Origin of the sequence: Pedobacter frigoris (assembly GCF_032678645.1) — a bacterium.
GTDB lineage: Bacteria > Bacteroidota > Bacteroidia > Sphingobacteriales > Sphingobacteriaceae > Pedobacter > Pedobacter frigoris_A.
The window spans coordinates 811205-823063 of the sequence record NZ_JAVTSP010000001.1; the positions used below are offsets into that span (position 1 = coordinate 811205).

Consider the following 11859-nt stretch of genomic DNA (forward strand, 5'->3'; position numbering starts at 1 on the left):
ATGCACATTACCATCCTATTCCATAATCCTCTCCATGATTACTTGAACCACCCCAAAGACTTCCGTGTTTCCAGTCAAAATAAATAGCGTTGATCGGTCCACTTGTTCGTTCAGCAAAACTAAGCGTATAACCCATCTTTTTCATTTCCTTACGCACAGCTTCCGGCGTATTGCTGTTCAGCAGTAACTGACCAGGTTTAGGTTTTCTGTCGGAAGTTTTAGTTCCTCCTAATGAAAGCCATAACTGATTTGAATTGATATTAGGAGCTTCCGAGGCTTGTTGTACATTCATCCCAAATTCGACAACATTGAGAAAAAACTGTAACAGGTTTTGGTCCTGAGTATCCCCACCCTGAACAGCCGAAGAAAGAAAAGGCTTCCCGTCTTTTAAAGCCAGTGAAGGAGAAAGCGTAACTCTTGGTCTCTTACCCGGCTCTACAACATTAAAAGGATTTATTGCAGAATCCAGTACAAAACTCTGCATCCTCTGGCTCATACCAATTCCCGTATTTCCCGCAATACAGGCCGGCAACCATCCACCACTTGGGGTGATAGAAACTACCCATCCCTCTTTATCAGCCGCCTCTACTGAGGTAGTACCACGCCACAACCTATCCTCATATGCCTCCTTAATCGAATGATTACCCATATCATGCTTAGGCGCAAAATTACGTTTAGTGGTATCCATCTCATATCCCCTGTTTTTCAGCAGATTGATATAGGGATTAGAAAGTCCTTGAAAAGGATAAGGATTACCTGGACCTATAGTTGCATCGTTTTTATCATACCTGATCAATGAAGCCCTTTGCTTAGCATACTCCTTACTCAATAATCCCTTTATAGGCTCTTCAGGCTTTTTGTAGGGATCACCGTAATAGAAATCACGATCTGCAAACGCCAGGTTCATCGCCTGATATATGGTATGTATATATTTCGGACTATTGAATCCCATACTTTTCAAGTCAAAGTTCTCCAGAATATTCAGTGCCTGGAGCATAACTGGTCCCTGAGTCCATTGCTGAAGCTTATAGACATCGATTCCTTTGTAATTCACCATCAGAGGAGCCTCTTCAACGGGTTTCCATTTTGCCAAATCCTGCATAGTGATCAATCCACCCTGCTCCTGACATCCCCTCACAAACTCCTCTGCTATATCTCCTTTATAGAAACGGTCATAAGCAGCCATCAATGCATCTTTCCGGCTTTTGCCTTTCTTTAATGCATTTCTTTCAGCCTCAACCATTTTATTTAATGTTTTCAGCAGATCATTCTGCACAAAAATCTCTCCAGCTTCCGGAGCTTCCCTTTTTTCTCCTGAATGGGTTAAAAACACTTTTTTACTATATGGCCATTCTTTGATCAGGTCCTTTTGACGTTCAATATAATTGGCTGCCTGAGCTTCAATAGGATAACCTCCTGCCATTTGAATTGCAGGGGCCAATACCTCTTCCAGACTCATGGTGCCATAATTGGCAAGCATATAAATTAATCCTCCAGGAGTTCCAGGTGTGGTTGCGGCCAAAGGCCCGTATTCAGGAGGGAAATTGTATCCTTTGTTTTTAAAGAAATCTGCAGTAGCACCAGTAGGCGCAAATCCCATAGCATTGATCGCTATCACTTTTTTTGTTTTAGGATTATAAATCAACACCTGGGTCTCTCCTCCCCAGCTCAATGTATCCCACATGGTGCATGTGGCCGCCAGCATAGCACACGCAGCATCCACTGCGTTCCCTCCTTTTTGAAAAGTAATTGCTCCCGCCGTTGCAGCAAGGGGTTTACCTGTGATGGCCATCCAGTTGCGACCATGCAAAACTGGTTTCTGTGTCTGCTGACCATATAACGATGTGGCAATCAAGCCTAAAAAAAACAAACATATGTATTTCATAATCAGTTGAAAAGCTTATTGCCTCCACTACAAATTAAAGAAATAAATCAGGGATTTACTTTTACAACCTTTATAAGGCTGAAATTTGTTGTAACTTTGTCGACATAACAATTTATTACCATGGCAGTATTACATAGAAAAGAAGAGAAAATAGCAGTTGTATTAAGTAAGCTTCCAAAGGATTATACCGACAAACAATTCGTTGATACTTTTATCCAGCTATACTCAAAAGACTGGGGCAAAATAAAAGCAAACTACATTAAACAGTCACAGGATAAAGAACCTGGAACCGTAGTTACCATGCCTAAGCCTGAAGTGTACCTGAAGAATATACTCAATACTTACCTTGAAAATCAGGTAAAGTAAATAGTTAGTCGTGCTGGTTTAAAAACTCCTGCCCTTTTGGCGTTATAGCAGCCCAGTGCTGAATAGAATGCCTGTTGATCATTACATACCCCAGCGCTTCCAGTTCCTCATACTGTTCTTCCATTCCTCCTAAAATAGACGAACTTACCTGTTGATCGATAACCTCAAGCATTGATCTGATTTCCTGATTTTCCATAATATTTGGTTTTAAATTGTATAGCTACTAATTGCTATCGTCAATTTAACAAAAATCACGGACAATTGGTTTTCTTTTAGCGAATAAGATTTTGTTACACAAGGTATTGCATATGAAAGTAATCACCTCCCATAAACTTCCTTTCATTTACCACTACAAATCCCAGGTTCAGATACAATTTTTTAGCTTTAGGATTATGCACATTTACCAGCAAGCCTACATTTTTATGTCCCAATGATCGCGCCTTTCCAATCAACGCAATAATTAGTTTTTTTGCAATCCCTTTTCCCTGCTGATCAGGGGCCACACTCAGACTGTCGATATAATACTCCCCTGCCTGGGTTTCAAATTCAGGGTCCAAAACTATTCCTGATTCTGTTCTTATATAATCCAAAAATGGTTTACGTAAAGATTCAAGATCCGCTCCATCATAACCACAAATGATCCCGCAAACATCGTCTTCATCCTGATAAACCAATACATTCTCATAACTATATTGATTGCCCTGAAGTCCGGCGAAATGCTGAAATAAAGGAATTGCGCCCTGTGCTTCTGCAGCTCCTGAAAATTTTAAAGCCAGATCGTCCATAGCAGCAATAATGAGTTCAGCAATTTTCGGCGCATCGGTTGATAATGCTTGCCTGATACAGTTTTGCTTATTCCATTCTGCCCTGCTGAGTTCAAACCAATCGCAGGGAGTCCCTTCATGATCGAGTTGGGCTGTTATTTTAAGCCCTGTTTTTAAGAGCGCATTTCTGGAAGCAGCATTCTCCACATCAGCCATCGCATATACCGAATCAAGCTTCAATTTTTCAAATGCATACTTCACAGAAGCCTTAGCCGACTCTGTAGCATAGCCCATTCCCCAGAATTTACGGAGCAAACGGTACCCAACATCATAGAATCCTGTATGGCCTATCACCGTATCTGTCCGGTATTTTAAACCTCCCCAGCCCAAAAATTCACCCGTAGCTTTATCAACTATTGCCCATCTGCCTATTCCGAAATCGGTATATTGCTTCCTAATAAATAGAATAGCATCCTCAATTTCTGAGATGGTCTTCACCGGATTATTACCCAGATACCTGTGTACTTCAGGATCTGAGTCCATTTCAAACATCGCAGGAGCATCTCCCATTACGATTTCTCTCAATATAATACGGTCTGTTTCTGCAAATACCTTCATTGTTGCTGTTTCCTCTTAAAAAAGTTCAAGTATACTGACAAAGATATAGCAGATAAAAAACTTATTACGGTTATTGCATCAATAACATCAGAAGAAATATCTAAGCCACTGATTTTGTCTGCATAATATTTTATGAATGAATTCGGAAGATTGGTTTCCCCAAGGCTTTCTTTAATTTTCCATTGCCAGTCTGTAACCGGACAATAGCCTATTCCAAACCATATACCTAGTATAAACCACGACCCTAATGTAAGTCCGGCGACAATCAGGTGCAATCTTCTGGTAGGTCTCCATATCCAGGCAAAAAGGTTAAATCCAATAATAATGAGATGTAAAAAAGTAAACAGCACGTCGAGCAAATGATTCATAATTAGGGTTTCATATCAGTATAATAAAGGTCGACAAATATGTTATTAACAAGCAAAATAAATATATTACTGATTTTCAATAAATTAATTGTACATTTGTATATAATTAAATTACAATATAATGCAACAAGGAACAGTAAAGTTTTTCAATGAGACAAAAGGTTTTGGATTTATCATCCCAGCTAATGGTGATGCTGAAATTTTTGTACACACTTCAGGCTTAATCGATAGCATTCGTGAGAATGATTCAGTAAGCTATGACGTTGAGCAAGGTAAAAAAGGCTTAAACGCAATTAATGTTAAGATCAGTTAATTAAACTCATTTTATAAATTAATAAAAAGCATCCCCATAAAGGATGCTTTTTTTATTTCAAAACATTCATATCCAAGCGTTGTTATTTAACCGAACCTAAATCACAACGTTATGAACAGAAGCATCGCATTGATTATGATTGTCCTTGGCATTTTAATGCTTGTCTGGACAGGCTTTAGTTATACAAAAAAAGAAAAAGTAGTTGATGCCGGTCCTATCCAGATCTCAGCAGATAAAGAAAAAAGCGTAAACTGGCCCCCATATGTAGGTGGTATCATTCTGGTCGCTGGTGTCGTGATACTGATAAGTTCTAAAAAATCGACCTGATTTTATTTTATAAAATCAACATCTGTAACCTCATATGACTTCTGCCAAACAAGCAGCTCCGTTGTTTTGGTTATATTTGCAACATCATTTGCAATACCTCCCAGTTCATGTCAAAACCTGCTGATACCATTTACACCTTACAATTCGGGCTAGTCTGTCTAAGTTCATTCCTCTTCTCTGCAAGTTTTAACATGCTCATTCCCGAACTGCCTGCCTATTTGAGTAAAATGGGAGGAGCAGAATACAAAGGTCTCATCATCGCACTTTTCACGCTGACTGCAGGTATTTCGAGGCCCTTCAGCGGGAAACTTACAGATACCATAGGTCGCATACCTGTAATGGCAGTTGGTTCTATCGTATGTTTTCTTTGCGGATTTCTTTATCCTCTGCTTACTACAGTTGCAGGTTTTCTTTTCCTGAGGCTAATTCATGGATTCTCCACCGGCTTCAAACCCACAGCCACAGCGGCTTATGTGGCCGACCTCGTTCCCGCCGGAAAATGGGGAGAAGCTATGGGTGTTCACGGGGTGTGTTTTAGTACCGGACTTGCAATAGGTCCTGCCATTGGGAGTACCATCACCGATCACTATTCAATAAATGTTCTTTTTTATTGTTCATCCATCTTCGCATTGTTGTCTATTGTCATTTTGGCCAACATGAAGGAAACCCTGCCAGACAAGCAAAAATTTCACCCCACCCATTTAAAGATCAATAGAAAAGACATCATAGAGTGGAAAGTAATGCCTGCCGTTGTTATTATTTTTCTAAGCTACATTAGCTATGGGGCCATCCTTACTGTGATTTCAGATTGGAGTGCTCACCTCGGAACCAGCAACAAAGGATTATTCTTTATGGTTTTTACGCTCACCTCCTTACTGATCCGATTTGTGGCAGGAAAAGCATCAGACAATTATGGAAGACCGCTGATCCTGAAAATCTCATTATTCCTGCTGGCCATTTCAATGGCCGCAATTGCCCTTGCCGATTCTTCTTTCGTATTGATGCTTGCTTCGGCTCTGTATGGCGTAGCAACCGGGATGTTATCACCTACGGCCACAGCCTGGACAGTCGATCTCAGCGAGCCTAAACAAAGAGGAAAAGCTATGGCCACCATGTATATTGCATTAGAAGCCGGAATTGGTTTAGGAGCCTTGCTTGCAGGAGGGTTATTTATTGATGATATAAGAATGATACCGGTAACGTTCTATTATTGTACAGGCATTACCCTAGTTGCATTAGTTTATTTACAGTTCTTTTATAAAGCAAAAGCTTCAATTTAAAAAGTCGATACACTACCAGTCTTTTTTACCGATTATTTTTCGCCATTCACCGCCCTTTTACTTGAAGCAGCCTTTGTTCTATAGAAATGCTTGCTAAAATCAGGCAACTTTAGTAAAAATTAATAGTACAGATTTCTATAACAACTAAAAAGTAAAGCGATGAATATGGTTATTTTTAAAACTTCCGTAGAGGGCAATAAAGACCTGATCAATATTGCTCCTTTGTTTAATCTTCTGTTTGGAGAGAAAAACTGGTTATTTGCATTCGAAGAACGCATCCTTAGAATATTTACTTCAGTACCTTGCGCTGATGTGGTAAACCACTTTTTAAAAGAAAAGGGCTTTCATTGTGAGCAGATGGCATAACAAATGAGGCAATACCTGTCGACAATAATGCCAACAGGATGCCAATATTTTGCTTAGTGAGCGTCGTAGATGATTACCTTATCAAAGGTACTGCGGAACTCATCTAAAAATGCCTTATGCAGATCATGAACCTGATAAACATCATGCCCTGCAAGATCTTCGAAGAATAAGGTCAATGAAAAAGTATAAGTAGTATCAACTACTGCGCGCGATATTGGGGCCGGTGTACCAATATGAAAGTTTTTTACAACTTCAATGTTTTCAAGCGTTTCAAGGCTTTTACGAAATGCGGCTTTTTGATCTTCAGTAGTGTCGGCTTTAAGCCAGAATAAAACGTGGTGAACTATCATTTTTCTATTTTTTTTTAACAAATATAATGAATACGGGTTTATGCTCCGATACTCAAAAACTCCCGGACTATAGGAATATCCGCAGCAGCCCAGTCCAAATCCAGTAAAGACTGATCTACACTTCGCCAGCCAGAGGATGCATGTTCTCTCAGGATCAGATTACCAGACTTGATACAACAAACAAAAGGAATTAAACGGATAGAAAATTCGGGATAAGGATAAATGACCGGAGATAAAGACGATACAATTTCTATTTCCAGATTCAGTTCCTCTTTTACCTCCCGCAACAAACATTGTTCAGCAGACTCCCCTGTTTCTATCTTTCCACCGGGAAATTCAAACTTTAAAGGCAGCTTCATATTGGCACTCCGCTGTGTCACCAGCACCTGCCCTTCTTCATTTGTAATTATCGCACAGGTTACCTCAATCATCCCAACCCATTAATTGTTTTACGCGTCTAAACTCGTCCTGTACCTCTGCTTTTAAATGAATATTTTCACCGGTCACAGGATGTTTAAACTGCAACTCCGAAGCATGGAGCAACATGGTGGTCATCTCCCACTGCTCTTTAAAAAACTTATTTTGTTTATTGCAGCCATGTTTACGGTCGCCGATAATCGGATAAAAAATATGCGCAAAATGCTTTCTCAGCTGATGCATCCTTCCCGTGGTAGGCGTTGCTTCCACCAATGAATATCTCGAAGTCGGATGCTTACCAAATGCAACGTCTATTTCAGAACGTTTCAACGTAACAAATGCGGTAAAAGCATCCTGGATTGTGCCATTTTCCTTAGCCAGTGGATAATCTATTTCCAGGCTATCCGGCGCATATCCCCTCAGGATCGCCAGATATTTTTTTATAACCTCGCCATTTTGAAACTGCTGGTGCATGGCTATTTCCACGTCCTTTTCAAAAGCAAAAAGTAATAAGCCTCCGGTTTTTCTATCTAAACGGTGAACCGGACTGACATGCCTGTTTACCTGATCTCTCAAAAGCTGCAATGCAAACTCCTTGGCATCATTTGCGATAGATGAGCGGTGAACCAGTAAACCATGAGGTTTATTAATTGCAATCAAATGGTCGTCCTGGTATACAATTTCAAGCATGTTTATTTTTTTCGCGAAGATAGCTTAAAAAATCAATCCCGCTAATTTTACTCGGCGACAGCAGTCACATCAATAAATTCAGGACCATTTTCAACAGGATACCCAGATACCTTTGTCCCTTTTACATTTACGTTTTTGTTGAGGTATTTATTCAGGTCCAGTTTACTTTTTAAGGCATAAGTCTTATCTCCTGAAACCAGCTTATGAGTTCCATACTGAAAAGTAGTCATCCCCATTTCTTCAAGTTTACCACTTAGTTCTACCAGATTTGCATTACCGGCTTGTTTAGTACTGCTGCATCCTGCCGCAGCAAGGCCGAGCATCAATAAAATAAATATCTTTTTCATGAGTATTTCGTATTTAACTTGCTATAGGGATTTTGTTTTTAGATACGACCATCACAATCAGCGATCGTTCCCCGTCTTTAAAGTTAATGACAAAATTCTTATTCTCGTTACTTTGGATCAGCTTGGTAAGCTTAGGAAACATCACAGCAAGGTTTTCTACCTGTGTCATATCATCACTGTCTATCACTAAAAACTTGGAGTCGGTTGAGTTCATCATTACGTTAAATTGTTGGTTAGTCTGTGATCATAAGACGTATCAACACCTCAAAACGCTACAATAAACCTGAAATATTTTTCACCTTTAATATTTCATCTATAGTCTGATAAGTCAAAGGATGATAATTAGGCCTCGCTTCTATATATATTGCCATAGCCCTTTTTGCACCCTCTGGCGTAGTCAGCATTTCCTTGTACAAAGGAATAATGTGCCACATGCGTCCATTTTCAAGCAAATAAGCTTTAATTCTTGCATCTGCATAAGTATAGTGGTATCTGATTGCCAGCGTATACCAATTCAGCTGAATATCCGTATTCTCAGATCCTGTAAAATTAAACTCCCTATCCAAATCAGCCATCTTAGCAGCAGTCAGGTCTGTCGGCAACTGACTGATGAAATACTTCTTCTCATTGCTGGACGCGATCTCTTTACTTAGTCCTTTCACAGAACCTGTCTTTTTCCAGCCAGCGATCAATCCATCTATTACTTTAAATCGTTCCGAACCTACCGCGACCACATTTGAAGGAATACCAGGGCCATACACCCAATCCTTTATTCTTATTTTCTTTGCCAGTTCAGTATCACCTTTGATCAGATTTTTATCTAGGTCTGCCAAGAATTCTTCCGTAGACAATGACTGAAAAGCATGACTATCAAAATAGTTTCGCAGAAAAGCATCAAATTTTGTTCGCCCTACTGCCTCTTCTATGGTACGTAAGAAGAAATATCCCTTTTCATAAGCAATATCATTCGTGCCCTCATCAGGACTGCGGTCTGTATAATCAGTTTTCAAATGCGTATCTTTTTGATCAGCCCCCATATCCTTTACCGCAGCTTCCAGTGCTTGTTTTGCAAACACCTCCTGCATAGCAGCCTCATTCTTGCCAAAGATTTCTTCGTCAATCCTGCGTTCAAAATAATTGGTAAAACCCTCATTCAGCCAGAAATCATTCCATGTGCGGTTAGTCACCAGGTTGCCGCTCCAGCTATGTGCCAGTTCATGACAGATGATACTCACCAACGACCTGTCGCCGGCCAGCACCGTAGGTGTGATGAAAGTCAGGTTAGGATTTTCCATTCCGCCAAACGGAAAACTCGGAGGAAGTACCAGCAAGTCATACCTGCCCCATCTGTAAGGACCATATAACTTTTCTGCAGCATGCACCATTTTGCCCATATCTGCAAACTCATATACAGCCTTGTCCAATACCGAAGGTTCTGCATAAATTCCGGTACGATCATCTACAGATTTAAATACAATATCACCAACTGCAAGCGCCAGCAAATACGATGGTATAGGATGAACTTGTTTAAATTCATAAGTACCGGTTTCATTTCTTACCTGTGGATTTTCAGCACTCATCAATGCCAGCAATTCTTTGGGTACGGACACTTTCGCATTATAAGTAAACCTTATACCAGGACTGTCCTGACAAGGAACCCAGCTCCTGGCTGCAATGCTCTGAGATTGAGTGAATAGGTAAGGATGTTTTTTACCTGCAGTTTGCTGAGGATTCAGCCATTGTAAAGCACTGGCTTCCTTACCGGTTTTATAATAAATATTTACCTGTTTTGTTTCAGGAGTTATCGCAACCTGCAGCGCCGTGCCCATGTATTTCTTTTCCGGTCCGGTTTTATAGGTCGTTTTTTTCTCTTCCCTCCCAAGCGTAACTTTCTCTATATCCAACCCACTGTTATCAAAAACAATCTCATCAACGCCGGTCTTATTCTCTATTGTCCATACCGCCTTACCAGCAATTTGCTGCTTTTCAAAATCTACTTTGATATCAAGATCCAAATGCTTTACTACAGCTTCAGCAGGATTTGAAAATGAATGAGGGTCGTTATTTTGCCCATCTTCAGACTGAGTTTTCTGTTTGCAGGATAAGATCATTAAAACCGGGATAAAGAAGAGTAATTTTTTCATAAGGATAATAAGCTTTCCAACAAAAGTAAGATATCCTGTTATAAAAGAGGATATCTTATTTTACCACTGGTAATCTGTCTGGACTTCGCTTTTCAAACCAGGCCCAAATTGATACCGCTTCTTCTCGAAATTACTCCTGATCTTTTGTACATTATTATAAAACTGATCAAAAGGAAGAGCCTCCCCTTTGTGCCACATTTGTTCAGTCAGTGCAAATATGCGCGGAAATAATCTCCTGTCGATTTTATCTTCCGTTACATTATAATCCGTCCATAAGGCTGTACTCATACCTAGCGTCAAATTGGGGTCTGTATTTTTTGCAGACGGATTATTTTCATAAACGTCCCGGATATCAAATGTCCGGTCTGTCTCGTATCCTCTCCATGGAGAAACCGGAAAGTTCAAATAGGTATAATAATTCGTACCGTTAATTACCTCGTGGTTATATTTTATAGCTTTTTTCATGCCTTCATCTTTATGACCCCTCCAGTTCCACCAATGAACCACCACATTTTTTGGCAATCTATATTTATCATGATACATTACATCTTCCCAAAAAACAGCCTTTTTATTCTTTGAAAGCAAGTAATTAGCAATCTGTGATGAAAAATAAGATTGTAATTCCCCACTATTTTCCAGCTTCTCAGATTTGATCACACGCTGGCAATCAGAACACCTGTTCCAGTTTGCCTTAGGTGCTTCATCACCACCCACATGAATATAAGCAGAAGGAAAAAGGTCGCATACTTCATCCAATACATCTTTTAAAAAGGCTAAGGTTCCGGTCTTTCCGGCACAGAAGATATTGTCTGAAAATCCTTGTCCTTCTTTTAACCTGATGGTATCTCCAAAACAACTAAATTGCGGGTAAGCTATCAATGCGGCTTCTGCGTGTCCTGGCATATCAATTTCGGGAATAATGTTGATATTTCTTGCTGCTGCATATTTAATGAGTTCCCGTATTTCTTTTTGGGTATAAAAACCCTGACGTTCGGCTGCTCCATCTACAAATGCTCCTTTACTCGTCAGTTTGGGATATTTTAGAATCTCTATTCTCCAGCCCAATCCCTCCGTGAGATGCCAGTGAAAGGTATTCATTTTTAGCATTGCCATCATATCAAGGTACTTTTTGATCGTCGCCACCTTCTGATATTGCCGCCCTGAATCCAACATAAAAGATCTCAACTGAAACTTTGGCTCATCTTCAATGTAAACACACGGAAGCTGTCCAGACTTATTACTTAACAGTAACTGATAAATTGACTGAACGGCATAGAAAAAACCAGGATCTCCGGCTGCTTTGATCACAATCTGGCCTGGTTTGATATCAAGCAGATATGCCTCGTTCTTCAAGGTACGGTCTGTGATAAACACGATATCTGCCTTTTTTTTCGTATTTGCAGTTGCTACGCTCATTTGAGTGTTTTTTAAAACCTCTTTAGAAAGGTAAGGCAGCACCATACTATTTTTGTTTTGAATAGCCACCAGCACCTTAGATCCCAAAATAAAATTCCCCTGTTTTAGTTGGAAAATTTTAGGTGTTGGTAAAATAGTTTGCGCTTTCAGCGCGATGGTAAGCAATATGAAGGCAGTCGTGATTTTTAATATTCTCATAAACGCGGAT

General features: G+C 39.9%; 16 protein-coding genes. 5 read left to right on the plus strand and 11 right to left on the minus strand.

The window, feature by feature from the left end:
* Positions 1–7: 7 nt before the first annotated feature.
* The gene (locus R2Q78_RS03610) at positions 8–1885 is read right to left on the minus strand and encodes a gamma-glutamyltransferase family protein (RefSeq protein WP_316788958.1); all 1878 of its coding nucleotides are present in this window, start codon (positions 1883–1885) and stop codon (positions 8–10) included.
* Positions 1886–2005: 120 nt separating this feature from the next.
* On the opposite strand from R2Q78_RS03610, the gene R2Q78_RS03615 reads away from it, so the two are divergent.
* Positions 2006–2251, plus strand: coding sequence for a hypothetical protein (locus R2Q78_RS03615; RefSeq protein WP_316788960.1), 246 nt, complete (start codon positions 2006–2008; stop codon positions 2249–2251).
* Positions 2252–2255: 4 nt separating this feature from the next.
* Here R2Q78_RS03615 and R2Q78_RS03620 read toward each other — a convergent pair whose 3' ends face one another.
* From R2Q78_RS03620 to R2Q78_RS03630, 3 genes are all read right to left on the minus strand, one after another.
* Positions 2256–2447 (minus strand): hypothetical protein, encoded by a 192-nt coding sequence (locus R2Q78_RS03620; protein ID WP_316788962.1) that lies wholly within the window; start codon positions 2445–2447, stop codon positions 2256–2258.
* A gap of 94 nt (positions 2448–2541) precedes the next feature.
* Positions 2542–3633, minus strand: coding sequence for a GNAT family N-acetyltransferase (locus R2Q78_RS03625; protein ID WP_316788964.1), 1092 nt, complete (start codon positions 3631–3633; stop codon positions 2542–2544).
* Entirely contained in the window at positions 3630–4001 is a 372-nt protein-coding gene (locus R2Q78_RS03630; RefSeq protein WP_316788966.1) for a DUF2784 domain-containing protein, read from the minus strand. The genes R2Q78_RS03625 and R2Q78_RS03630 overlap by 4 nt, the downstream gene beginning before the upstream one ends.
* A gap of 121 nt (positions 4002–4122) precedes the next feature.
* Between R2Q78_RS03630 and R2Q78_RS03635 the strand changes: the two genes are divergently transcribed.
* The 4 genes from R2Q78_RS03635 (at position 4123) to R2Q78_RS03650 (ending at position 6287) form a co-directional block, all read left to right on the plus strand.
* On the plus strand, positions 4123–4314 hold the full coding sequence (locus R2Q78_RS03635) for a cold-shock protein (RefSeq protein ID WP_136836161.1): 192 nt from the start codon (positions 4123–4125) through the stop codon (positions 4312–4314).
* Between the two features lie 111 nt (positions 4315–4425).
* A complete protein-coding gene (locus R2Q78_RS03640) occupies positions 4426–4641 on the plus strand; it encodes a hypothetical protein (protein WP_316788971.1) in 216 nt (71 codons plus the stop codon).
* 107 nt (positions 4642–4748) lie between these two features.
* Positions 4749–5921, plus strand: coding sequence for an MFS transporter (locus R2Q78_RS03645; RefSeq protein WP_316788973.1), 1173 nt, complete (start codon positions 4749–4751; stop codon positions 5919–5921).
* Positions 5922–6080: 159 nt separating this feature from the next.
* On the plus strand, positions 6081–6287 hold the full coding sequence (locus tag R2Q78_RS03650) for a hypothetical protein (protein ID WP_316788974.1): 207 nt from the start codon (positions 6081–6083) through the stop codon (positions 6285–6287).
* A gap of 53 nt (positions 6288–6340) precedes the next feature.
* Here R2Q78_RS03650 and R2Q78_RS03655 read toward each other — a convergent pair whose 3' ends face one another.
* From R2Q78_RS03655 to R2Q78_RS03685, 7 genes are read right to left on the minus strand one after another with little or no spacing between them, the layout of a single operon-like run.
* Positions 6341–6637, minus strand: a complete 297-nt coding sequence (locus tag R2Q78_RS03655) for a Dabb family protein (protein WP_316788975.1) — start codon at positions 6635–6637, stop codon at positions 6341–6343.
* A gap of 38 nt (positions 6638–6675) precedes the next feature.
* A complete protein-coding gene (locus R2Q78_RS03660) occupies positions 6676–7068 on the minus strand; it encodes a (deoxy)nucleoside triphosphate pyrophosphohydrolase (RefSeq protein ID WP_316788976.1) in 393 nt (130 codons plus the stop codon).
* Entirely contained in the window at positions 7061–7744 is a 684-nt protein-coding gene (locus R2Q78_RS03665; protein ID WP_316788978.1) for a pseudouridine synthase, read from the minus strand. The genes R2Q78_RS03660 and R2Q78_RS03665 overlap by 8 nt, the downstream gene beginning before the upstream one ends.
* 47 nt (positions 7745–7791) lie before the next feature.
* Positions 7792–8091: a hypothetical protein gene (locus R2Q78_RS03670; protein ID WP_316788980.1), complete on the minus strand. Its 300-nt coding sequence runs from the start codon at positions 8089–8091 to the stop codon at positions 7792–7794.
* A gap of 13 nt (positions 8092–8104) precedes the next feature.
* The gene (locus tag R2Q78_RS03675) at positions 8105–8308 is read right to left on the minus strand and encodes a hypothetical protein (protein WP_136836168.1); all 204 of its coding nucleotides are present in this window, start codon (positions 8306–8308) and stop codon (positions 8105–8107) included.
* Between the two features lie 55 nt (positions 8309–8363).
* A complete protein-coding gene (locus R2Q78_RS03680; protein ID WP_316788982.1) occupies positions 8364–10235 on the minus strand; it encodes a M1 family metallopeptidase in 1872 nt (623 codons plus the stop codon).
* Between the two features lie 60 nt (positions 10236–10295).
* Complete coding sequence (locus R2Q78_RS03685) at positions 10296–11849, minus strand: beta-N-acetylhexosaminidase (protein WP_316788984.1); 1554 nt, start codon at positions 11847–11849, stop codon at positions 10296–10298.
* Between the last annotated feature and the right edge of the window lie 10 nt (positions 11850–11859).